This window comes from Luteibacter sp. OK325, assembly GCF_003050935.1.
In the GTDB taxonomy this organism is placed as follows: Bacteria; Pseudomonadota; Gammaproteobacteria; order Xanthomonadales; family Rhodanobacteraceae; genus Luteibacter.
Window position 1 is genome coordinate 627,789 of the sequence record NZ_QAOX01000002.1, and the last position, 24,205, is coordinate 651,993.

Genomic DNA, 24,205 nt, shown 5'->3' on the forward strand with positions numbered 1-24,205 from the left:
GGGCAAAAATCGCATGAAAGAGAATCCCAGGCTGAAGGCGGTTCGTGCCGTCCGGCAGGAGCTGGCAGCGGTCGGCATCGATCCGTTCGGCGTGCAGATCGACCAGATCGTCTCGCCCACCGAAGGCATCATCGACGGGCGGCCGACTATCCTCGCCGGCACCAACAATTACCTCGGCATGACCTTCGATGCCGACTGCATCGCATCGGCGCGCGAAGCCCTGGAATCGTCGGGCACGGGCACCACCGGGTCGCGCATGGCCAATGGCAGCTACGCCTCGCATCGCGAGCTCGAACTCGACCTGGCGCGGTTCTACGGCAAGCGCGATGCCATCGTGTTCTCCACCGGATACCAGGCCAACCTTGGCATGATCTCGGCGCTGGCCGGTCCGGGCGACACCGTGATGATCGATGCCGACAGCCATGCCAGCATCTACGACGGTTGCACGCTGGCCGGCGCAAATACCATCCGCTTCCGTCACAACGACGCCGACGACCTGGCCAAGCGCATGCGTCGCCTCGGTGACGGTGCCGCCGACGCGCTGATCATCGTCGAAGGCGTCTACAGCATGCTGGGCGACCGCGCACCGTTGCGCGAGTTCGTCCGCGTGAAGAAGGAATTCGGCGCCACCCTGCTGGTCGACGAAGCCCACTCCATGGGCGTGCTCGGCGAGAAGGGCCAGGGCCTGGCCGAAGTGGATGGCGTCCTTGCGGACGTCGACTTCGTCGTCGGTACCTTCAGCAAGAGCCTGGGCAATACCGGCGGCTTCTGCGTCGGCGACTCCGCCGACATGGACGTGCTGCGCTATGCCAGCCGTCCGTACGTGTTCACCGCGTCCCTCGCGCCGGCGACGATCGCGGCAACGCGTACGGCGCTGCGCAAGCTGGAGAAAGCCACCGACCTTCGCAAGCGTCTGCAGGCCAATGCAGAGCGCCTGCACGCAGGCCTCTCGGCCCTCGGTTTCCGCCTCGGCGCGGCGCCCAACGCCGTGGTCGCCGTGCTCGTCGGCGACAAACTCGAAGCGCTGCGTTTCTGGGATCACCTGCTCAAGCACGGTGTCTACGTGAACCTCATGGTGCCCCCGGCCACGCCGGGTAACGAATCGCTGCTTCGCTGCAGCGTGAGCGCCGCCCACACGCCGGAGCAGATCGACGCGATCTGTGCCGCGTTCGGGAGCTGGCCCGGCGTCAAGGCATGAAGCACTGGTTCTCCGATGGCGCGTTTCGCGCCATCGTGCGCAATGCGTCCATCCTCGGTTCGAGCAACGTCGTCAGTGCCCTGCTGAGCCTGCTGGCACTCGGCTGCGCGGGCCGCGGCATGACGCCGGCGCTGTTCGGTACTCTGGTCGTCGTCCAGGCCTACGCCAAGACGGTCAGCGATATCGCCAAGTTCCAGACCTGGCAGTTCGTCGTCCAGTTCGGCACCCCTGCCCTCGCCCACAAGGACGTCCAGCGCTTCCGTGACGTCACCGGGTTCTCGTTCGGCCTCGACCTGGCGAGCGGCATCGTCGCGGCCGTGGGCGGCATGATCCTGTTGCCCCTGCTCAGTCATTCGGTGGGCATCTCGACCGAAGACTTCTGGTGGGCGCTGGCCTACTGCACGCTGATCCCGACCATGACGGCGGCGACGCCCACGGGCATCCTCCGCTCGATCGACCGCTTCGACCTGATCGCCGTGCAGCAGGCCGTCACACCTTTCCTGCGCGCCATCGGCAGCATCATCGCCTACTTCGCCCACCTTGGTTTCCCCGGTTTCCTGGCGACGTGGTACCTGTCCAGCCTGGTCGGCGACATCGCGCTTTGGGTGTTCGCGGTCCAGGAGCTGCGCCGGCAGAACATCGAGCATGCCCTGCGGCCGGGGTTGTTTGCCCCGGCCCGACGCATCAAGGGCGCCTGGGATTTCGTCTGGACAACCAATTTCTCCCACTCGATCTGGTCGGCCCGTAATGCTGGCACCAACGTGCTGGTCGGCGTCATGCTCGGCCCCACCGCGGCCGGCCTGTTCAAGGTCGCGATGACCTTCTTCGACGCGGCCGGTACACCCGCCTCGCTCATGCAGAAAAGCTTCTATCCGGAGATCATGCGCCTCGATCCGGCCAGTACGCGGCCGTGGAAGCTCGGCCTGCGCTCGGCCGCCCTGGCCGGCGGGCTGGGCATCCTCGTCGCACTGTTGGTGTTCGTTGTGGGAAAGCCACTGATTTCCGCGGTGTTTGGCGCGAAGTATCTCGAGTCCTACAGTTTGCTGCAGGTGATGTGCGGCGCGCTCGTGGTTTCCATGGCGGGATTCCCCCTGGAATCGTTGCTGTACATTGCCAGCCGCCAGCGTGCGGCGCTGGTTGCGCAGGGACTCGCGGCGCTGATATACGTCGGGCTGCTCATCGGTTTCACGCATGTCTTCGGCATCATGGGCGCGGCTGTCGCCTATTTCGGCGGTCAGTGCCTGGAAGCGTTTTTCTTCCTGGTCCCGACCCTGTCCGCCTACCGCAAGCGGCACACGCTGTCGTTCTACAAGCCTGAGGAAGCGCAGTCATGACACGCCGTCGTGGCCCCACGTGGCAGAAATTCCCGGCCGAAACATTGCGGCGCTTATTCGACGCCGTGGATGTCGACGATATCGTCGACGCCCATGTCTCACTGCCCGATCCCATCGTGCTGGCATGCCCCGAGGAATCGATACGGCAGTGTTACGCGCTGTGCCTGCAGTTCTGGGAAGACGGTTTCACGCGCGAGGATGCATTGCGACTGGTCGAAAAATTGCTTCGTAACGAAGGGCTGAGCGCCGACGAACGTCTCGAGTTCAAGCACATCCGTGCGAGGTACAAGCATCTGCGTTTTGCGCAACGGCTATACAGCAAACCTCACCGATCGGACTTCCTGTTCGACCTCACGACGCGCGTCTTTGGCAAGCTGCAGGATGCGTTTCGCAGCGGCCGGCGTGGCGGCATCGTCCGCAATGGCCTCATGCTTCGGGTGCTGCTGTCAAAGCCGGTCTGGTCGATGGTCCAGCGAGCGATGGAAAACACGCGTCTGGCCAGCGAGCCGGGACTGATCGCTTTCCAGCAGGCGGAAATGCGCGACCTGAAGAAATCCATGGCACGCACCCACTTCGCCGGCCACCAGTTCCATACGGTGCGCAAGATCGTCAGCATGCAGGTGTCCTTCTACGACACGCTAAGGACGCTCGGTCCGAACGATCACGCCTTCCGCATGTCGCGTTTCCTTGCGGCGATCAACGGCCTGATGGGCTCACGCCACGACGAAATGGTTGCGGAAGCCCTGTCAGGCCGTCGACACTACGACACGCCGGCGCCGCTGGCCAAGGAAACCCGGTCCCGGCTGGAGACCCTGATCGCCCGCTATCCGCTGTAAGCGGGTTCAGGATGCACAGCAATGATCGGCAGTGGTGCGCGCATGTGGCAGAAATTTCCGGCGGAAACGCTGCGGCGTTTATTCGACGCCGTCGAGATCAACGACATCGTCGACGACCATGTCGCCCTGCCCGACCCCATCGTGCTGGGATGCCCGGAAGAATCGATACGGCAGTGCTACTCGCTGTGCCTGCAATTCTGGGAAGACGGCTTCACGCGCGCGGACTTGTTGCGGCTGGTCGAGAAGCTGCTTCGCGACGAAAAGCTGAGTGACGACGAACGTCGCGAGTTCAAGTACATCCGGGCGCGATACAAGCACCTGCGCTTTGCGCAACGCCTATACAGCAGGCATCACGTCTCGGACTACCTATTCGACCGGACGACGCGCCAGTTGGGCAAGCTGCAGGATGCGTTTCGCGGCGGTCAACGCCGTGGCATCGTTCGCAGCGGCCTCAAGCTACGCGTACTGCTGTCAAAGCCTGTGTGGTGGATCGTACGGCGTTCGATGGAGAACACGCGCCTGGATAGCGAGGCGGGGTTCATCGCTTTCCGTAAAGCGGAAATGCGCGGCCTGAAAAAGGCCATGGCGGACACCGCCTTCGCCGGTCATGAGTTCCATACGGTGCGCAAGATCGTCAGCATGCAGGTGTCCTTCTACGACACGCTGAGGACGCTCGGTCCGAACGATCACGCCTTCCGTATGTCGCGGTTCCTGGCGGCCATCAACGGCCTGATGGGTTCCCGCCACGACGAGATGGTCGCCGAGGCCCATTCCGGCCAACGGCATTACGACACCCCGGCACCACTGGCCGAGGGAATCCGTTCGCGCCTCGAGACCCTGATCGCCAGTTATCCGCTTTAGTCCGGGGCTGAATCTTCAGGGCTCGGCTCCGCCATCGCGTTTTGCACTCAGGCCTGGGTGCCGCAAGCACCCGATCGCCGATGAATCGGCTCCTACCAGGCAAGTGCCGTGCGTGCTCGTCGCTCTCGCTCTGCCTCCGGCCACCTCAGGGGTTGAGGGGACTCGTCCGCAAAGGCGATGGCGGAGCCGAGCCCTAGCGGCAAGACCTCAGCGCGGGGATTTGGGATCGCGGACGGACTCCGGCTGCCAGCCGCCGCCCAGGGCCATGATGAGGTTCACGCTGGCATCCAGGCGGCGCAGGCGAAGTTGCATGTCGCCGCGGACGCCATCGAGCGCCGCGTTGGCGGCATCCACGACGGCTGGATAGTCGGCGACGCCTTCCTTGTACTGGTTCCGTGTGACGCGGTCGGACTCCGTCGCCGCCGTCGCCGCCTTGGCCTGGAGCTCGGCGTTGACCGCCAGTGTGCTGATCACCACGAGGCCGTCTTCGACTTCACGGAACGCATCGAGCACGGTCTGTCGGTAGTTCGCGACCGCCTCGTTATAGGCCTCGTCGGCGTTGGTGAGCTGCCCGGTCAGGTGACCGCCGGTGAACAACGGCGCCCGGATATCCGCCGTTCCCGTCGGGCCCTTCAGGATACCGATGCCGGCGGCCAGACTGATCGAGGGCAAGGTCTCAGCCTTGGCGACGCCGATGCGGGCGCTGGCGGCAGCCATCCGGCGTTCGGCCGCGGCCACGTCCGGGCGGCGCTCCAGCAGGCTCGCAGGGACACCTGCCGGAATCACCGGCACATTCGCGTCAAAGGGCGCCGGGGCGATCGCAAACGCCGCGGGCGGCTTGCCGAGCATCACCGCGATCGCATGTTCGAGCTGCGCGCGGGCCGCCTTGGTATCGGCCAGTTGAAGTTGCGCGGAGCTTGCCTTTATCACCGCCCCGGCCACGTCGGAGCTGGACGCCTGGCCCTGCGCGTACTGATTGCCGACCATGCGGTGCAACTGTTCGGCGGCATCCGCGGAGCGTTGCATCAGTCCGATCACCGCATCGTCCTGGCGTAATGCAAAGTAGCTCTGCACGAGCTGCCCCTGCATCGACAACGTCGCGCCGGCGAGGTCGTCCTTACTTGCCTCGGCGATGGCGCGGTGGGACTCGACATCACGGCGGATCCGACCCCACAGGTCGAGCTCCCAGGTGACCCCGATACCCACATCGTTCTCGTTCTTGCGGCCCGACTTGAGGGTGCCGGCGCTGACCTGCGGCACCGACGCAGCCTGCGCCTCCTGAATGAGTGCCTGGGCCTGGCCTACGCGAGCCGCGGCAGCTGCGAGCGACTGGTTGTTCACCGCCACCTGCGACACCAGCGCGTTGAGCGTGGGGTCGCCGTAGATCTCCCACCACTTGCCGGCGATCGCCGGTTCCGCGTGCTGACCAGCCTGCAGGCTCGCTTCCTTGTACGCGGCAGGCACAGCCGTCGACGGACGCACGTAATTCGGCCCGACCTCGGTACAAGCGGCGACAAGCACCACGATGCCCGCGACAAGAACGGCGCGTAGACCGTGAGCGTGGAACCGCGCGCTCACTTCAGCGCTCCGTTGCGGCCTGCCGACCATGCGGCGTCCCCTCGGGCCCTGAAACTCTGCGTCCATCGTCCTGCCCACCTGCTGAATCTGTCGAGATAAAGGTACACAACCGGAGTCGTGTAAAGCGTCAACAACTGGCTCACCACCAGACCACCACCCATCGCGATGCCGAGCGGCGCGTGCATTTCCGAGCCGTCGCCGCGCGATATGGCCAGGGGCACCGCCGCGACCATCACCGCCAGCGAGGTCATCAGGATCGGGCGAAAGCGCAGGCGACAGGCTTTCTGGATCGCCTCGGCCGGCGTCAGCCCCTCGCCTCGCTGCGCGGCGAGCGCGAAGTCCACCATCATGATCGCGTTCTTCATCACGATACCGATTAGGGCGAAAACACCGATCAGGGCGATCACGTCGAAGTCGGTCCGGAACACGATCAGCGCGAATACCGCGCCGACCGCCGCGGACGGCAGCGTGGAAAGAATCGTCAGCGGGTGGAAGCAGCTTTCGTAAAGGATGCCAAGAACGATGAACAGCGTAAGGAACGCACCGAGGATCAAGGCCGGCTCGCTTGATGCCACCTGCCGCGCCGCACCCGCCGAACCGGCGAAAGTGCTACGCACCGAGGTCGGCATGGATGTGCGATCCACCGCACGCTGGATCGCCTGTGTCGCCTGCGATAGCGATACACCCGGCGCCCGGTCGAACGAGATCGTCGCCGACAGGGACTGCCCGAAATGAGAGATGCTCAGTGGCACGTTGAACTGGCGCACATGCCCCAGCATCAGTAATGGCACGTTGCTTCCACCGGCGCCGGGCACCTGGATCTGGTTGAATGCATCGGGCGACTGCGCGTGCTCGGGCGCCACGCCCATCAGCACGGGAACCTGATCCGCCGGCGAAAAAATCGTCGCCGCACGGCGGTCGGCGAAGGCATCGCGCAGGACGCCGTCGACGCGTGCGTAGCTGATGCCGTATTGCGCCGTGGTATCGCGATCGACATCCAGCGAGGTCGCCAGCGCCGTACCGCCATTGTCGCTATGCACATTGCTGATCTGCGGAATCGTCGTCATGGCCTGGGTAATCCGCGGCGCCCATGTGCGCAGGAGTTCCGGCGAATCGGCCTGGATGGTGTATTCGTTCGACGCGCGGCTGCGACGGCCACCGACGCGAATGTTCTGCACCGAGGTGACCGTAAACGTTCCGCCGGAGAGGCGAGCCAGTTTGGCGTTCAACCGGGCCGCGACTTCGTCGGCGCTCGCGTCGCGCTTCGCGAGCGGTTTCAGCGTCGCAAACAACGAGCCCGAATCGTGCTCGGCGTAGCCGGCAACGCTCTGGATGGCGGGGTCGGCGCGCACCACATCGAGGAACGTGGCCAGCTTCGCCCTGGCCACGGGGAAGGAGGCACTGTCATCGGTGTCGAAGTCGCCGGTGAGCTCACCGGTGTCCTGGCGCGGGAAGAATCCCTTGGGCACCACGATGTAGAGAACAACGCTCAGGCAAAGCACCGCGAGCAAGGAAAGCATGGTCAGCGGCGCACGGCGGAGCGCCACGACGAGGCTATCGTCATACGCCTTCTGCAGCCTGGCGAACGCGCGCTCGCTCCACTGGAAAACGCGGCCATGGCGACGACGCGAGCTTTCCGGCTTCAGCCACAACGCACACAGCATGGGCACGAAGGTCAGCGATACCACGAGGGAGATCGCGATCACTACCGCAAGCGTGACGGCGAACTCGCGCACGAACAGGCCGACGTAGCCACCCATCAGCAACAAGGGGATGAACACCGCGATCAGCACCGCGCTCATGGAAAGCACGGTAAGGCCCACCTCGCCCGCACCGACCCGTGCCGCCTCACGCGGCGCCATGCCGTCTTCGATGTGCCGGGCGATGTTCTCGACCACCACCACGGCGTCGTCCACGGTGAAACCCACCGCGATGGTCAGCGCCATCAGGGACAGGATGTCGAGGCTGTATCCGAGCAGATACATCACCGTCATGGCGCCCAGCAGGGAGATCGGTGCCACGGCGCTGGCGATCAACGCGGCGCGGACATCCCGAAGGAACAGCAGCATGACGACCACGACCAGCACCACTGCCAGGGCCAGCGTATGTTCCGCACCGCTCAGCGAACCGCGCACGGATGTCGCGCGATCGACGATAACGCTCACCTTCATGTCGCCCGGCAAGGACGCCTGCAGCGCAGGCAGACGCCGGGTGATGCCGTCGATCACCTCGATGATATTGGCGCCGGCCTTGTGCCGGACGAGGGCCAGCACCGCGGGTTCGCCGTTGGCGAGCGCCGCATTGTCGGGGTCGCGCACGGTATTGACGACACGGGCGATGTCACCGAGGGACACGGCGGTGCCGTCGCGGCCGGACACCACCAGCGCGCGGAATTTTTCCGCCGTATCGAGCTGGCCGTTCGTGGCCACCTGCAGGTAGCGGTCGCCAATCTCCAGCGCGCCGGACGCCTGGTTCGAGACGGCGGCGGCGACGGCGTGGCGCAGCTGCTCGAAGCCCACCCCGCGCTGGTTCATCGCCGTCGGATCCAGATCGATGCGCACGGCCGGCACGGAGCTACCGACGAGTTCCACGTCGCCCACGCCGTCCACCTGCGCCAGCATCTGGCTGAAGGTCGTCGAGGCGACGGCATACATTTGTCCCGGGCTCGCATCGCGCGAGGTCAGGCTGAGCACGAGCACGGGGGCATCGGCCGAGCTCACCGCACGGTAGGTCGGGCTGCCCGGCATGTCGGAGGGCAAGTCGCCGCGAGCGGCATTGATCGCCGCCTGCACGTCGCGTGTCGCGCCGACCACGTTGCGCGAGAAGTCGAAGCTCAGGCGGATATCCGTCGCGCCGTTCGTGCTCACCGAGGTCATCTCGGTCACACCGGCGATGCGTCCGAGCGCACGCTCAAGCGGGGTCGCCACGGCCGAGACCATCGTCGCCGGACTGGCACCGGGCAGAGAGGCCGAGACCTTGATGGTCGGCACGTCCACTTCGGGCAGCGAGGCGATCGGCAGCAGGCGCCACGCCAGCGCACCGGCGATCACCAGGCCCAGGCACAGCAGCGATGTCGCCACCGGCCGGTCGATGAATAGCCGTGAGATGTTCATGCCCGGCGACGCTGCAGCACGCGTTCGAAAGCAAGATAGATCACCGGCGTCGTGAACAACGTCAGCAACTGGCTCACCAACAGGCCCCAGAAGATGCCCACGCCCAGCGGATGACGCAGCTCCGCGCCCATGCCGCCGCCCAACATCAACGGCAACGCGCCGAGCATGGCGGCGAGCGTCGTCATGATGATGGGACGGAAGCGCAGCATGCAGGCCTGCACGATGGCATCACGCGGCGCGAGGCCCTGCTGCCGCTGCGCATCGATCGCGAAGTCGATCAGCATGATGGCGTTCTTCTGCACGATACCGATCAGCAGGATCACGCCGATGAGCGAGATCACGTCGAGCTCGAAGCCGCCGATCATCAGTGCCAGCAAGGCGCCGATGCCCGCCGAGGGCAGCGTCGACAGGATCGTCAACGGATGGATGTAGCTCTCGTAGAGCACGCCCAGCACGATATAAACGGTGATCAGCGTGGCCAGGATCAGCCACGGCTGACCATCACGCGACGCCTGGAAGGCCTGCGACGAACCCTGCCAGCGCATCTGCATGCTGGCCGGCATCTTCAGGTCGCGCCATGCGGCATCCACGGACTTTATCGCGCTATCCAACGCAACGCCTCGCGCCACGTTGAACGACACCGTCGCCGCCGGAAGCTGGTCGATACGGGTCACCACGAGGGGCCCCGTCCGTTCGCTGACCTGGGCGATGGACGACAGGGGAATCAAGGTGGACGACGGATCGCTCGCGTCCGCACCGGTAACACCCGTACCTGCCTGCGGCGCGAGATAGATGCCGCCCATCGCACCGGAGGTGCCATCGGCGTTGGGGGCCGCTTCGAGGATCACCCGGCGCTGGCTGGCGAGGGTCAGCAGCGTGCTCACCTGGCGCTGGCCGAAGGCGTTGTAAAGCGCGTCGCCCACGGCGGCCGACGTGATGCCATAGCGGCTCGCGAGGTCGTGATCGACCTGGACGAACGCCTCAAGGCCCTTGTCATGCTGGTCGCTGGTCACGCCCGAAAGCTTGCCGATGTTCTGTAGCGGACCGACGATGCGCGGCAGCCACTGCGAAAGCAGCGCGGGGTCCGCATTCTCGACTGAGAACTGGTACTGCCCCGGGCTCACGCGATCGTCGATCGTCAGGTCGGGCACGGGCTGCATGTAAAGCGTGATGCCATCGACCTTGCTGGCTGCCTCGGCGAGCCGTTGCATGACCTTGGGCACGCGATTGCGGTGGCCGAGCGGTTTGAGATGGATGAGCAGGCGGCCGCTGTTGAGCGACAGCGCGCCGTCGCCGACACCGATGAAGGACGCCACGCTCTCGACCGCGGGATCCTTCAGGATCTCCGCCGTCAACGCCTGCTGGCGACTGGCCATCGCGGCGAAGGATACCGTCGGCGAGGCGACGGAAATGCCCTGGATGTCGCCGGAATCCTGCGTCGGGAACAGACCACGCGGGATCACGAGGTAAAGCACGACGGCAAGCGCCGCCATCCCCGCCACCGTGACCAGGGTCGCGGTCTGGCGTGCCAGCACCCACTCGAGCCCCCGCGCATACTTCGCCAGCACGGTGTCGTGCCATTGCCGGCCCTTGCGGGCGACGCGTCCCTGCTGGGACGCTTCCGGCGTGCGCCGGAGCATGCGGGCGCACATCATCGGCGTGAGCGTCAACGACACCACGCAGGAAATCAGGATCGCCACCGCCAGGGTGATCGCGAACTCGCGGAACAGCCGTCCGACCAGGCCGCCCATGAACAGCAGCGGGATCAACACCGCCAGCAGCGACAAGGTCAACGACACCACGGTGAAGGCGATCTGACGTGAGCCCTTCAACGCCGCGGCGAAGGGATCCTCGCCTGCTTCCACATAACGGGCGATGTTCTCGATCATGACGATCGCGTCGTCGACCATGAACCCGGTCGCCACGATCAGCGCCATCAACGTCAGGTTGTTGATCGAGAAGCCGGCCAGGTACATGACCGCGAACGTACCGATCAGCGAGAGCGGTACCACCACGCCGGGGATGACAGTCGCCGTGCCGCTGCCCAGGAACAGATAGATCACGAACACGACGAGGACGATCGCGAAGATCAGTTCGAGCTGCGTGTCGCTCACGGCTGCACGCACGGTTTGAGTGCGGTCATTCAGGGTCGTGACATCGACCGCGGCCGGCAACGTCGTCTTCAGCTGTGGCAGCAGGTCGCGAATGCGGTCGACCACCTCCACCACGTTAGCGCCGGGCTGGCGACGAATCAGCAGGATGATCGCCGGGTCCTTGCCGGACCACGCGGCGAGGCGTGAATTCTCGGCACCATCGGCCACCTTCGCCACGTCACCCAGGCGAACCACGGCGCCGTCGCGGTGACCCACGGTCAGGCGCTCGAATTCGGCGGCGGTATCGATGGGGTTGCTGATAGCGATGTTCGAGGACCGGACCGGCCCCTCGAGGCTGCCCTTGGCCTGGTTCGAATTGGCGTCGTGGATGGCGCCGCGCAGGTCGTCCAGGGTCATGCCCTGCGCGCGGAGCTTCGACGGATCCGCCTGCACCACGATCGCCGGCTGCTGTCCGCCATCGAGGCTGACCAGGCCCACGCCGGTCACCTGGGAGAGCTTCGGCACCAGGCGCGTATCGGCCAGCTCACGGAGCACACGCAGCGACAGGGTCGGCGAGGTCAGGGCCAGCGTCATCACCGGCGCGTCTGCCGGATTCACCTTGCGATAGATCGGCGGCTGTGAGATGTCGGGCGGCAGCAGCGGCGCCGCGCCGTTGATCGCGGCCTGTACTTCCTGTTCGGCGACATCCAGCGGCAGCTCGAGGTTAAACCGTAGCGTGATCGTGGACGCACCGGCCGCACTCGTCGACGACATCTGGCTCAGACCGGGCATCTGCCCCATCTGGCGCTCGAGCGGTCCGGTGACGGTCGATGCAACGACCTGGGGGCCGGCACCCGGATACGCGGTGACGACTTCGATCGTCGGGAAGTCGACTTCCGGCAAGGCCGAGAGCGGCAGGAACCGGTACGCGAAGAGCCCGACCAGCAGAATCGCGATGGCCAGCAGCGAGGTCGCAACCGGCCTCAGGATGAACAGGCGGGACGGGTTCACGGGTTATGGCATTCCGGAGCACTCGCAGCGGACGCCGGTGCGGGCGTGGCACTCGCCGTAGCGGTGACCGACGTGCCGGAACGGAGCCTGTCCGCCCCCTCGACGACAACCTTCGCGCCGGGTGCGATCCCGGAGGCGATGACGGCCGTGGTCGTATCGCCCGGGCCCAGCTTGACCGGCACGACGGCAGCGGTCTTGTCGTCGTTGATCACATAGACAAACGGGCCCTGGGCGCCCTGCTGGATCGCCGCGGCCGGCACCAGTATCGCCTGCGGCAACACCTGGACAGGCAGCTTCGCGGTGACGAACTGGTTGGGCAGGAGCTCGTTGTTGGCATTGGCGAACTCGGCTTCGAACTTCACCGTGCCCGTCGCCGGATCGACCTCGTTGTTCGCCGCGCGCAGGCGCCCGGTGGCGAGCACGTCATCGGGGCTGTCGCCATAGGCATCGACCGGAATGCAGGTACCGGAGTTGAGACGCTGCAGCACACGCGGGACCACGTTCACCGGCACCGAGAAGATCACCTTGCTCGGCTGCGACTGGGTGACCACCACGATGCCACGCGCGTCGGACGGGCCGACCAGGTTGCCCGGATCCACGCGGCGCAAGCCCACCGTGCCATTGATCGGCGAGGTGATGCGAGCGTTCGCGACCTGCAGGTTGGCCGTACCGATACGGCCCTGCTCTGACTTCACTTCAGCGGCGTACTGCGCGACCAGCGACTTCTGGTCGGCCAGACGCTGGGCCGAGATGGAATCCTGGGTGGACAGCACCTGGAAGTGCTTGAGGGTTTCCTGCGCGTTCGCAAGCTTGGCCTGGCTGCTCGCCAGATCGCCGGTGGCGAGCTGAAGCTGTGCCTGGGATGCGCGCGGGTCGATCTCTGCAAGCAGATCGCCCTGCTTCACCGTCTGGCCACCGCTGAAGGCGATGCTCTTGAGCACGCCATCCACCTGGCTACGCACCAGGACGCTGTTGGACGGCGTCACGGTACCCGGCTGCGAACGGTAGACGACAAAGCTGCCTTGCCGGGCGGTGGCGACCACCACCGGCACGCTCTGGTCGGCGTCCGAGGCACCCTTCTTCGAACAGGCGACACCGGCGAGCGCGACGACGCCGAGGAGTATCGGTCCCAACCGGGAAAATGGGATGGTCATCAGAGCTCCTTCTCGTACACGCGGTAACGCTTGTAGTCGCGGCCGCCGATCGCTTCGATGATGTTACGCATGCCGTCGTTGTCTTCGAGGATCCACGACAGCTCCACTTCTTTCACACCGCGCGCGACGAGATGGTGACGCACGGCGTCGATGACCAGGAAAGCCAGGCCGGGGCCGAGCGGGGTGTTGTGGAAGCTTTTACGCACGCCCATCAGCGGCACGCGCGACGACTTCGGGAACTTCACCTTGAGGTTCCAGAGCAGCTTCACCCAGTTGAACGGCGCCAGCTTGCCGCCGAAATCCTTGATGACTTCGTTGACGTTCGGCAGTGCGACGATGAAGGCTGCGGGCACGCCATCGACTTCGGCAATCTGGATAAGCTCCGAGGCGATGAGCACCTTCAGGGTATGGCCCAGATCCTTGAACTCGGCCTCGGTGAAGGGCACGAAACCCCAGTTGTCCGACCAGGCGTCATTGAAGATATCGCGCAGCACGGCGAGTTCTTCATCGAACCGTTTACGGTCGAGCGGACGCACCGTGATGCTCTGCTTGGACTTGCCGAGCAGGCGCTTCATCACCTTGGGCGCAGGGAAGTTCGGCTCGACCACATAGGCCAGCATGTCCTTGGCCTTGTGGTAGCCAGCCTGCTCGATATGCGTGCCGTAGTACGGCTTGCTGTGCCCCATCATAAAGTAGGGCGACGTATCGAAGCCGTCCACCAGCAGGCCGACTTCATCATTGATCGAAAGGCTGAGCGGGCCGCGCACGCGCTTGATGCCCTCGCTGCGCAGCCACTCTTCGGCCACGCCCATCAGTGCGGCGAACGTCTCTGGATTGTCCTCGGCATCGAGCATGCCGAAGAAACCCGCGTCATCTTTATGCAATTCGAGGTGCAGGGAATCGATCTGTGCGCTAATCCTTCCAACCAGCTTAGTTCCACGATATGCAAGCCAGGCCTTCCAGCGCGCATGCTCGAACCAGGGATTGGTCTTCGCCCCAAGATGCAGGCGCCGTTCCAGGTGCAGCGGCGGGATCCAGGCCGGGTCGGAACCCAGGATAGCGTGAGGTAGCTCGATGAACCGACCGAGGTCCGCCTTGCTGTCAAGCGGGACAATACGCAGCGAAGCGGGTGTGCTCACTATGGGATTCCGGTGATCAAACAGAATAAAGCCCGCGCCAGACGGGCGCGGCTACTTCATCGTCGCCAGGCGTGAAAGCCATTGGCGAATTTTCTGAATGACATTTTAGGCCTGCCGGCATCCATTTGAATACCCTGCGACCTCGTCACAGAACCCTTGCGATGGGGGCATAGGTCACTTGTCGTCACGACTCATGAGGGATCCCACGATGCCGCCGAGCAGTGCACCACCCACGCCAGCGCGGCCCCGGCCACCCTCGCTCGGCATGTACTCGGCAATCTGGTGCGCCAGCCGCGAAATGGGCAGTGTCTGCAGCCAGATCTTCCCGGGGCCGGTAAGCGCCGCCAGGAAGATGCCGTCACCGCCGAAGAGCGCGTTCCTGATCCCGGGAACGGTCGTGATCGTAAAGCTCACCGAGCCCTCGAATGCGCCCACGTGACCCGGGTGAACCCGCAAGGTTTCGCCGGGCGCCAGCTGCTTCTCGATCAGCTCGCCAGAGAGTTCCAGCCACGCCGTACCCGTGCCGCCGATCTTCTGCAGCGTGAACCCACTACCACCGAAGACGCCGGCACCCAGTGACCGCTGGAAACCCACGCCGATGGTGACCTGGGGCGTGGCGCAAAGGAATCCATGCCGATGGACGAGGTATTCCTTACCCGGGCTCAGCGTGACCGGCACGATGTGGCCCGGCACCTTGGTCGCAAACGCCACTTCGCCGGAGGTCCGTACGGCCTTGTACTCGGTCATGAACAGCGTGCCGCCACCGATGACGCGCTTGAACGTCCCCAGGAAGCCACCACCACCACCCATCTGGGTGTGCGTGGTCATCTGGATCGACGAGCTCATCCACGACAGCTCGCCACTCTCGGCGAAGACGCTGTCATTCGGATCGAGCTGGACTTCCAACACGGGCATGACCGTGCCCTGGATACGGGTTTGCATGTGGTGTTTCCCCCTGAGGATGGCCGCGAAGTGCGCGCGGTGAGTCTTGCTCAGGGGGTGCGTTAGTTCAAGCGACGATCGAGTAGTCCATCTGCTTGAGGTCATCGATCAGGCCTGGACCTGTCGGGTTCCAGCCAAGGTGTTCCCGCGTCCAGGTGCTCGACGCCGGCATGTCCAGCCCGGCGAACATACCGAACCAGCCGAAGTGCCCGGCCGCTTCATCCTGGGACAAGGAAACCAGCGGCAGGCCCAGGCCGGCAGCCACTACCTCCGCGATCTCGCGTGCGGAGACACCCTCTTCGGCCACCGCGTTATAGCGCGCGCCAGCTTCGCCTTTGTCGAGAGCAAGTTGATAGAGCTTCGCGACGTCGAGCACATGCGCCGCGGGCCAACGATTCTTGCCTTCACCCACGTAGGCTACTTTTCCCTTGGCTCGCGAAATATCGATGAACGGTGAAATAAGTCCCTGCTTCACCGGATCGTGCACCTGCGGCAGGCGCACCACGGAGACATTGACTCCTGATTCCAGCAAGGCCTTGCCAGTGACCTCGGAAATGGTCCGCGGGTTGGGATGGTCGGCATTGAAGACATCTTCCCTCGCGACATCGCCGGACCGGTTGCCGCCCATGCCTGTACCGGAGGTGATGAGCAGCGGTCGATCGGAACCCTTGAACACCGAACCCAATGCCTCGATGACGCGCCTGTCCTTCTCGCAGTTGGCGGCGAAGTTGGCAAAGTCATGGTCGAAGGCCGTGTGGATCACGGCATCCGCTTTGGCCGCACCCGCACGAATACTGTCGAGGTCTTCCAGCGTGGCGCGATGCACCTCGGCGCCGGCCGCGTTGAGCGATCGCTCGCCGGCTTCGGAACGGGTCATGCCGATCACATGGTGACCGGCAGCAAGAAGTTCGGGAACGATGCGGCTGCCGATGAACCCGGTCGCACCAGTAAGGAATACGCGCATGAAGCCATCTCCGTGTTGTCTGGAGACTGTTATCGCGTCAAAGGTATTCCCGTAAAAGTAGGGGCTTTATCATGGTATGGCGACTAACAGGATCAAGGCTTCGTCGCGTCAATCCTGCCTTCGGTCAGTGACCACCGGGTGCGCACCTTTCCAGCGCCATCGAACAGCCTCAACTCGCCACCCTTCCCTCGCGCGGTCAGCTCCAACAGGCTGCGGTCACCCACGGATACGTCGGGATTCTCGAGCACGAAGGTGGCCGAACGGTCTTTGTCGTCCACGTACATGCCGATGGCATCGCGCTCCGGGTAATCGAACGCGATGGCGCCCCGGCCATTGCTGAGCCATGCCATGCCGCCACGCTCGTTGCCGTCGAGATCATGGATGGTGACGCCGACGGAGTCGCCGATGCGGTGGAACTGGGCGGGCACCTTACCCTTGATCTGCGGAGTCATGGCCTGGCCAACCGTCAGGCGGTCGTGACCCTGCTCGTCAAGAAAGAGCATCGCCATCGAGCGCTCGTCGTGTCGGATGCGACCTGGTACGTCCGGAAAGGGCGCACCGATGAGAATGCGTGGATGACCGTTGGCGTCGTCGATGACGAGACCTTTAGCGTGGATCACGCCGGGCTGGGTCGCGTCAGGTCCCGCGACTGCGAATGTGGTCCCCAGCGCCATACAAAGAGTCGCAAGCACACCGCAAATGACTGTGAGCTTCGTATTCCGGGCTTCGAGCCGCGCCAGCCGGGCCTCGATATCCATGTCGTCTCCTGATGGTCGGCGCGACAATGCGCCGATAGTCAGGATGCCTCTTGTGCGTAAGAGGTTTAGATGACCTGGCCTCAGCAGCAGGAACTGCGACGCGCATCCCACTTGCAGATCGCCGTATCATCGTCCGCATGAAACGCATCGGCTTCCTCTCCTTCGGTCACTGGACCGACTCACCGCACTCCGCGACCCGCACCGCACGCGACGTGCTCCAACAATCCATCGACCTCGCCGTCGCGGCAGAGCAGATCGGCGCGGACGGCGCGTTCTTCCGCGTCCATCATTTTGCCAATCAGCTCGCATCGCCGTTCCCGCTGCTGTCGGCCATCGGTGCGCGAACCAGCAAAATCGAGATCGGCACCGGCGTCATCGACATGCGCTACGAGAACCCGCATTACATGCTGGAAACCGCGGGGGCTGCCGACCTCATCAGTGGTGGTCGCCTGCAGCTCGGTATCAGTCGTGGCTCCCCCGAGCAGGTCATCGAGGGGTGGCGTCACTTTGGGTACGCGCCCGCCGAAGGCGAAACCGACGCCGACATGGGCCGCCGGCATGCCGAGGTCTTCCTGCAGTTGCTTGAGGGCAAGGGTTTCGCTGCGCCCAATCCCCGTCCCATGTTTCCCAATCAACCAGGCCTTCTCCGCCTCGAGCCCCATGCACCGGGCCTGCGCGAGCGCATCTGGTGGGGTTCGGCGTCCAACGCCACCGCCGTGTGGGCGGCCAACATGGGCATGAACCTGCAGAGTTCGACGCTCAAGGCCAATGAGACCAACGAGCCGCTCAGCGTTCAGCAGGCCCGGCAGATCCGCCTTTATCGCGACACCTGGGCTAACGCCGGGCACGGTCGGGAGCCACGTGTGTCGGTCCTCCGCTCCATCTTCCCCCTGATGAACGACATGGATCACGCTTACTTCGGGCGTAGCAAATCCACCGACCAGATCGGCTTCATCGACAACATGGAGGCCGTGTTTGGCCGCACCTATGCGGCGGTTCCCGAGGTTCTGGTGTCGGAACTGGCCGCCGACGAGGCGATCGCCGAGGCGGACACGCTTCTTCTGGCCGTACCCAACCAACTGGGCGTGGATTACAACGTCCACCTGATCGAGTCGATTCTTACCCAGGTGGCGCCAGCACTGGGCTGGCGCTGATCGGTTCGCCCTATCGGGGCGATAGTAATTAACGATTGGATAACGTTTCTGTTGCAGCGCATCATTCGCGCATGACTATTCAAGCGTTCTTCCACTCGCGAGCCCGCTCGCTTCCCTTCGCCCTGCTCTTCATCGGCATGGGCTCCTGGGCCATGTCGGCCGACCTGCCGGCGGCCCCGCAGGCTTCCGCGCCGACCACGACCAGCCGGAACGCGATGACCGAGGCGGGTTCCATTCCTCCTTACGGTGCCATCAGCCATGGCCTGAAGGCCACGCCGGAAGCCATCCTTCCGTACGGTGCTATCAGCCCGGATGCGACGGCCACCTCGGCAGCCGTGCTTCCTTACGGTGCCATCAGCCATGACGCGACGGTCGCATCGGCGACCGTCCTGCCTTACGGCGCAATGGGCCCGCACGCGGCTCCCTGAGCCGTTAGCGGTGCCGGTGAACGGGCCCCTGGCACAGGCACTCACCATCTTCATCGGCATGACCCAGTAGCGCATCGAGCAGATCGCCAGAAGGCGTCCACTGACCGATGGCCGGATGGATCAGCATTGCCTTGCGCGCCTCGAGCCGACGATCGTTCAACACCGAAGCGATCGCCGCACGCTCGTACGCCTTCACCGAACGCACCAGGCCGTTCACCGCATCGGGCAAGGGCGCGATGGGTCGAGGCACGATGGAATCCAGCGAGATATCCGACGCGATCTCGACGATGTCGTCGTCGGGCAGGTCCGGTAGTGCGCCTTGGTTACGCGTGTTCACCACGATGCGCGCGGGCTTCGCGCCGGTCAATGCGCTCATCACGTCGATAGCGATGCGGTGATAACCGGTCGCCACGCGGAACGGGTCGCCCTGCAGGCTCACGCCCTGGTCGAAGGCCGAACCGCCCTCGGCTTCCAGCTTCATATAGGAGCCGGAGCGTTGATTGAGGTAAGCGGCGTAGATATCCACGGCCGCGTCGCCGTCGCCCGCGTCCAGTCGCGCGGTAAGGGTCGCTAACAAGTCGTCGTTGAGTCGCTGGATCTCTCCGCCGCGGCTGCCGCCCTGCTTGCGCTGGTTGTCGAGAGCGCGCTGGCGTTCGTAGTAGAAGAACAGGTACTCGGTCGGGATGAGCCGCAATGTGCGGATCATGTCGAAGTCGAAAAGCGGCGCCAGGTAGAGCTGGCGCAACAGCTCGTCACTGTCGAGCAGCCGGTCGATCACCTCCTCGCCGCGCACGCGTACGCCACGCACCCAACCCAGATGATTGAGCCCGACGTAGTCGCATTCGACCTCGTCGGCCGGCTCGCCTAATGCGCGCGCAATGTTGTGGAACAGCTCCGTGGGCGTGTCGCAGATGCCGACGATGCGCGCGTTGCTGTGGTCGGTCACCGCCTGCGTGATCAGTCCGGCGGGATTGGTGAAGTTGACCAGCCAGGCCTGCGGGCTGAGGCGTTCGACCAGGCGCGCCTGCTCGATGGCCACGGGAATGGTGCGCAGGGCCATGGCGACACCGGCCGGCCCGGTGGTCTCCTGGCCGGGATACCCCTGCGCAATCGATGCGCGCTCGTCGGACGCCCGACCCGCGATGCCGCCGATGCGAACACTGTTGAGCACGAAGTCCGCGCCCTCGATCGTGTCTTCCAACGACGTCGCGCCACGCAGGCGCAAGTCGCCACCAAAACGGCGGACCACGGCCTTGCCGAGGTCGACCATGATGCGCAGTCGCGCGGGGTCCGGGTCGTACAGCACCATCTCGGCCGCGCCGAGGGCTTCGGCAGCCTCGTTCACACCAAATACGACAAGGGGTGAGCGGACACCGCCGCCTCCGATCAATGCGATCTTACGATCCGTACGTCTGCTCACGAAGGGTCCTCAATTGGGGGGAATGGGGAAGCGCTTGAAGGGCACCGGCCGCGGTCGTGCACAGCGCGCCACAGACGCAGCCGCGCTCGACACAACCATCGATGGCGTCGCCATCGAGCAGGCCATCGATGAGGCCCGCGTCGAACGCGTCGCCGGCACCGGTGGAATCGACCGCATCGATACGCGGCGCGGGGACACGGCGCAGGCCACGTTCGTCGGCAATCCACGCGCCGCCGGCGCCTTGTTTCATCACGGCGCGGCCGATGCCGGCGCCTATCGACCAGGCCTCGAACGACGAGGGTTCTTCGTCGCCGCTCAGCAGCGCGGCTTCCTTCGCATTGGGAAGGAACAGATCCAGGTCGCGAAAGGTGGGCCGGTTAACCGGGTCGCGCAGCCACGCCGGGCTGTAGCCGACATCCAGCGATGTCGTGCAGCCGGCTTGGCGCAGCAAGGGAAGCAGGATCGCAGCCAGGTCGCGCGGCAACGGCATCGCGAAGTGCACATGACGTGCGGCAGCGAGGTCGGCGACGATTTCCGGCGAGGCGAGTAACTCGGGCAATGCGCGGTTCACGCCTGCATAGGTGAAGAACGAACGGTCCTCCACCGTGGAAACACTGACCGTGATGCCGGTACCGTCGCTGCCGAGCCGGATGCCATCCATGCTCACACCGAAGTCACCCAGGCGGCTTTCGAACCAGTCCAGGTCGGCTTCACCGATCAGGCCGACCAGGCGCACGCGACGACCCAGCCGCGACAACGCGCAGGCCGTGTTGATGGCACCGCCACCGAGCTCGCGCAGGTAGTTCTCGGCGATCACCTCTTCGCCGGGACCGGGCCATTGGGGAAATCCGCTGAACACATGGTCGGCATAGATCTCGCCGACCACGGCAACGTCCCACGACTTCAGGGTTGCGGGAATGGCCACGTGCGGGACCTCCGTGCTTGCCACAGGAAAAGAAGGGTGCCGACGAACACCGCCGCCACCGCCGTCACGATCGACGAGGTGCCGGCGGTGGCAACGAGGTAGAGCCAGCCGATGACGCTGACCACGATCGGTAGCGGGTACAGCGGCATGCGGAAGACGTCCGCGTCCGCGCGTCGCTTGCGCAAGGCGACGACGGCGAAGCACTGCGCGATGTACTGGAACAGGATCTGCGTGACCATCAGGGTCGCGATCAGGTGCTCGAGCGAAAGGAAACACGCCGCCGCCGAGGTCGCGCCGACGAACAGCAGTGACACGGTGGGGAAGCCACCGCGTGGATGCAGCCGGGCAAATACGGGGAAGAACTGACCATCGGCCGCTGCCGCATAGGGCACGCGTGAGTAGCCCAGCAGGATCACCAGCGCGGAACCCCAACTGGCGAGCAGGATCAACAGCACGGCCAGTGTGCCACCGGTGCGACCGTGGATGGCCTGCATGAAATCGGCGACGACCGCCTTCGAATGCGCGGCCTGCTCCCAGGGCAAGACGCCGAGGATGCTGAGGTTGAGCCCGAGGTAAAGCACCGCCACGAGCGGAATCGAGACCAGCACCGCCATCGGAATCGTGCGCCGCGGCCGTTTCACCTCACCGCCCAGCATGCAGACGTTGTTGTAGCCGCCGTAATCGTAGACCGCGATCAGGGCGACCGCGCCCAGGCCGAGCCAGAAACCATGCGACGAGTCGGCGTGCACCTGGAAGAAATGGCTGGCCACGGCCGTATCGAAGTGCGTGATGCCGCTGAACACGATCCACGCGCAAGCGACGACGACGATAGCGGTGACGAAGACGGAGAGCCGCTGGATCTGACCCACCTTGCGATAGAGCACGGCGGTGTTGACCAGGCAGAGTCCCGCCGCGAGGAGTGACCTGCCGGTGTCGCCGAGCGAAGGGATCAGGAAGCCGGCGTACTGCGCGAAGCCCACGGCGGCGCCACCGATCGACAACGGTGCGGTGAGCAAGGTCTGCCAGAGGTAGAGGAAGCCGAACAGGCGGCCGGCCTTCTCGCGACCGTACGCCTCACGCAGGTAGTGATACGGACCGCCGGACTCGGGAATCGTGGAACCGAGCTCGGCCCAGACCATGCCGTCGCACAGGCACAGCAAGGCGCCGGCGATCCACCCGAGCAACACGGAGGGGCCAGCAAGCGCGGAGAGCGCGATGGGAATCGTCACGAACGGCCCGATGCCGATCATGTTGAGCACATTGGCCGACAGGCCGCCCCAGAAGCCGATAGCGCGTGGCGGCGAGGTCGGCACGCCGGGTTCGCTCACACTGGCACGCATCAGGGCCTCCTCGAGGCTTGCAGGCTTTCTGCCGCGGTGACGACTGCCGGCGCATGGCGGTGCAGGTCGAGCACCAGCAGTTCGTTATCGCCCGCGCGTAGCCATGGACCTGGACAGAACAGGCGCTGCTGGGGGCCGATGTTCCAGTAGCGGCCGAGGAGCTGGCCGTTGATCCAGAGGTAGCCCTTGGACCAGGCGGTCATGTCGATGTAGACGTCGCCGGGGGATTCGATGTTCAACGTTGATTTGAAGAAGATGGGGCCGCGAGGCGATCTGGTTTCCGCCGATGAATCGGCTCCTGCCGAGCCGGAGCCAGCACCCGCGGAACCTGCCGTTGTGGGAGCCGATTCATCGGCGATGGGGCGAAGCCCCCGTACCCAATCATCATCCAAAGGAATCGCCCACGCCTCGACATCACGCAACGGCAGCCCATCGATCGACGCCGGCCCGATCAGCCCCTTATGGTCGCCAATGCGAGGCCCGAAGTTGATATGCCCGAAGGTGTCGACCAGGATCTCGAGCGTACGCTCCGGGGAATTCGCATCCGGCAGCATCAGGTCAGGCTTCGAGTTAAGCATCGGGTGCACCACGCGCGACACTGACCCGACTTCTCTGCCATCGACATGGACCAGCGCGTAATCACGCACATTCTCCAGGCGCAACACCGCACCCTTGGCGATCCGCTTACGGTAAACAACGAGCCCCTGGTCCTGACCGAACAGAATCTCGTTCGGTCCTGGCGCAGGCAGGGTCACCGCCGCACCCGGCAGGTTGTCCCACAGCGCGGCGAATGGCCGCGGTGTCACCGGGGCAAACGTCGCCGAAGCCGGCTCGGGCGGCAGCGCGTGAGGCGTGACGCGCGTGACATCGGCGATCACACGACGCAGGCGCATGTACTGCTCCGTTGGACGCCCCCGCTCGTCGACAGGAGCACCGTAGTCGTAACTGGTAATCACGGGCTGGAACTGCGAGCCGTCGTCTTCGGCGTTGGAGCCCGCAGTGAGACCAAAATTCGTCCCGCCATGCACCACATACAGGTTGAACGAATACCCTGCACTCATGATGTGGCGCAACGTGGCTTCATAGTCTTTCGTGGCGAACGTCGGCTCACCCCAGTGGGTCAGCCAACCGGGATAGCCTTCGCCCACCCATACGGGTGACTCACCGGCAAATCCCCTGCCCTTCACCAGATCCGCCACGTCGGCACCGTCGAGGCCCAGCGCCGAACCATGCGGATAGGCCTTGCGGCGTTGCAGATCCTTCAGGCCATCGGACACCGAGAACGGGCCGGCAATGCCGTTCTCGCGCCAGATATCGCGCAACGCGTCGAGATAGCCGATGTCGTCAGCAAACATCGAGTACTCGTTCTCGATCTGCAGCATCAACACCGGACCGCCCGCACTGGCCATGAGCGGCGCGACGCGCGGCGCGAGCGCAGCGATGTAACGCCGCACCGCGGCCATGTAGCGCGGATCGTCACGCGTGCGCAGCCGGGTATCCGGATCGCGCAAGAGGTAAGCCGGCAAGCCGCCGTTGGTCCACTCGCCGCAGATGTATGGGCCCGGTCGCAGGTAAACCCACATGCCCTCTTCCGCGCAAAGGCGGATGAAGCCCGCCACATCCCGGTTCCCGCTTTCGAAATCGAACACCCCGGGCTCGCGTTCGTGGTGATTCCACATGACGTAGATCGCCACGGTATTGAGCCCCATGGCGCGGGCCATGCGGATGCGATGCCGCCAGTGCTCCTTCGCGATCCGCGCCGGATGCATCTCGCCGCTATGGACGCGGAACGCCTCGCCATCGAGCAGGAACTCGCGCTTGCCAAAAGTGAAGGCGTGCGGCTTGCCGTCCGGCGCTGCCGATGGGCGGCCGGTGGCAAGCGACGCCGCCCACCCACTACCGGCAAACGCCAGCGGGGTGAGCAGCGACAGCGCGAGGAAGCTTCGTCGATGCATGC

18 protein-coding genes are annotated in these 24,205 nt (G+C 64.9%); 6 read left to right on the forward strand and 12 right to left on the reverse strand.

The window, feature by feature from the left end; genetic code table 11:
• Positions 1-13: 13 nt before the first annotated feature.
• From C8J98_RS06650 to C8J98_RS06665, 4 genes are read left to right on the forward strand one after another with little or no spacing between them, the layout of a single operon-like run.
• Positions 14-1,198: an aminotransferase class I/II-fold pyridoxal phosphate-dependent enzyme gene (locus C8J98_RS06650; RefSeq protein WP_107912225.1), complete on the forward strand. Its 1,185-nt coding sequence runs from the start codon at positions 14-16 to the stop codon at positions 1,196-1,198.
• The gene (locus tag C8J98_RS06655; RefSeq protein WP_107912227.1) at positions 1,195-2,532 is read left to right on the forward strand and encodes a lipopolysaccharide biosynthesis protein; all 1,338 of its coding nucleotides are present in this window, start codon (positions 1,195-1,197) and stop codon (positions 2,530-2,532) included. The genes C8J98_RS06650 and C8J98_RS06655 overlap by 4 nt, the downstream gene beginning before the upstream one ends.
• Positions 2,529-3,368 (forward strand): hypothetical protein, encoded by an 840-nt coding sequence (locus tag C8J98_RS06660; protein WP_107912229.1) that lies wholly within the window; start codon positions 2,529-2,531, stop codon positions 3,366-3,368. The genes C8J98_RS06655 and C8J98_RS06660 overlap by 4 nt, the downstream gene beginning before the upstream one ends.
• A 21-nt stretch (positions 3,369-3,389) precedes the next feature.
• Positions 3,390-4,229 carry a hypothetical protein gene (locus C8J98_RS06665; RefSeq protein ID WP_199229836.1) on the forward strand — a complete coding sequence of 280 codons (840 nt, stop codon included), beginning with the start codon at positions 3,390-3,392 and terminating at the stop codon, positions 4,227-4,229.
• 207 nt (positions 4,230-4,436) lie between these two features.
• Here the strand turns inward: C8J98_RS06665 and C8J98_RS06670 are convergent, their stop codons facing one another.
• The 8 genes from C8J98_RS06670 to C8J98_RS06705 all read right to left on the reverse strand — a co-directional run bounded on the left by C8J98_RS06670 (position 4,437) and on the right by C8J98_RS06705 (position 16,981).
• Positions 4,437-5,807 carry an efflux transporter outer membrane subunit gene (locus C8J98_RS06670; protein WP_158272628.1) on the reverse strand — a complete coding sequence of 457 codons (1,371 nt, stop codon included), beginning with the start codon at positions 5,805-5,807 and terminating at the stop codon, positions 4,437-4,439.
• On the reverse strand, positions 5,804-8,920 hold the full coding sequence (locus tag C8J98_RS06675; RefSeq protein ID WP_107912232.1) for an efflux RND transporter permease subunit: 3,117 nt from the start codon (positions 8,918-8,920) through the stop codon (positions 5,804-5,806). The genes C8J98_RS06670 and C8J98_RS06675 overlap by 4 nt, the downstream gene beginning before the upstream one ends.
• Complete coding sequence (locus C8J98_RS06680) at positions 8,917-12,024, reverse strand: efflux RND transporter permease subunit (RefSeq protein WP_107912234.1); 3,108 nt, start codon at positions 12,022-12,024, stop codon at positions 8,917-8,919. Before C8J98_RS06680 ends, C8J98_RS06675 begins: the two co-directional genes overlap by 4 nt.
• Entirely contained in the window at positions 12,021-13,178 is a 1,158-nt protein-coding gene (locus C8J98_RS06685) for an efflux RND transporter periplasmic adaptor subunit (protein ID WP_107912236.1), read from the reverse strand. The genes C8J98_RS06680 and C8J98_RS06685 overlap by 4 nt, the downstream gene beginning before the upstream one ends.
• Entirely contained in the window at positions 13,178-14,317 is a 1,140-nt protein-coding gene (locus C8J98_RS06690) for a hypothetical protein (RefSeq protein WP_199229837.1), read from the reverse strand. Before C8J98_RS06690 ends, C8J98_RS06685 begins: the two co-directional genes overlap by 1 nt.
• A gap of 174 nt (positions 14,318-14,491) precedes the next feature.
• Positions 14,492-15,259 (reverse strand): TIGR00266 family protein, encoded by a 768-nt coding sequence (locus C8J98_RS06695; protein WP_107912239.1) that lies wholly within the window; start codon positions 15,257-15,259, stop codon positions 14,492-14,494.
• Between the two features lie 67 nt (positions 15,260-15,326).
• Positions 15,327-16,223: an SDR family oxidoreductase gene (locus C8J98_RS06700; RefSeq protein WP_107912240.1), complete on the reverse strand. Its 897-nt coding sequence runs from the start codon at positions 16,221-16,223 to the stop codon at positions 15,327-15,329.
• A 92-nt stretch (positions 16,224-16,315) separates the two neighbouring features.
• On the reverse strand, positions 16,316-16,981 hold the full coding sequence (locus C8J98_RS06705; protein ID WP_107912242.1) for a hypothetical protein: 666 nt from the start codon (positions 16,979-16,981) through the stop codon (positions 16,316-16,318).
• A 137-nt stretch (positions 16,982-17,118) separates the two neighbouring features.
• Between C8J98_RS06705 and C8J98_RS06710 the strand changes: the two genes are divergently transcribed.
• Both C8J98_RS06710 and C8J98_RS06715 read left to right on the forward strand, forming a co-directional pair.
• Positions 17,119-18,135 carry an LLM class flavin-dependent oxidoreductase gene (locus tag C8J98_RS06710; protein WP_107912244.1) on the forward strand — a complete coding sequence of 339 codons (1,017 nt, stop codon included), beginning with the start codon at positions 17,119-17,121 and terminating at the stop codon, positions 18,133-18,135.
• Positions 18,136-18,206: 71 nt separating this feature from the next.
• On the forward strand, positions 18,207-18,563 hold the full coding sequence (locus C8J98_RS06715) for a hypothetical protein (protein WP_107912246.1): 357 nt from the start codon (positions 18,207-18,209) through the stop codon (positions 18,561-18,563).
• 4 nt (positions 18,564-18,567) lie between these two features.
• Here the strand turns inward: C8J98_RS06715 and C8J98_RS06720 are convergent, their stop codons facing one another.
• The 4 genes from C8J98_RS06720 to C8J98_RS06735 are packed head-to-tail and all read right to left on the reverse strand — an operon-like array spanning position 18,568 to position 24,203.
• Positions 18,568-19,983 carry a 6-phospho-beta-glucosidase gene (locus C8J98_RS06720; protein WP_107912247.1) on the reverse strand — a complete coding sequence of 472 codons (1,416 nt, stop codon included), beginning with the start codon at positions 19,981-19,983 and terminating at the stop codon, positions 18,568-18,570.
• A complete protein-coding gene (locus tag C8J98_RS06725) occupies positions 19,961-20,908 on the reverse strand; it encodes a carbohydrate kinase family protein (RefSeq protein WP_233260136.1) in 948 nt (315 codons plus the stop codon). Before C8J98_RS06725 ends, C8J98_RS06720 begins: the two co-directional genes overlap by 23 nt.
• On the reverse strand, positions 20,887-22,248 hold the full coding sequence (locus C8J98_RS06730; RefSeq protein WP_107912249.1) for an APC family permease: 1,362 nt from the start codon (positions 22,246-22,248) through the stop codon (positions 20,887-20,889). Before C8J98_RS06730 ends, C8J98_RS06725 begins: the two co-directional genes overlap by 22 nt.
• Positions 22,248-24,203, reverse strand: a complete 1,956-nt coding sequence (locus C8J98_RS06735; RefSeq protein ID WP_107912251.1) for a beta-galactosidase — start codon at positions 24,201-24,203, stop codon at positions 22,248-22,250. The genes C8J98_RS06730 and C8J98_RS06735 overlap by 1 nt, the downstream gene beginning before the upstream one ends.
• Positions 24,204-24,205: the final 2 nt, after the last annotated feature.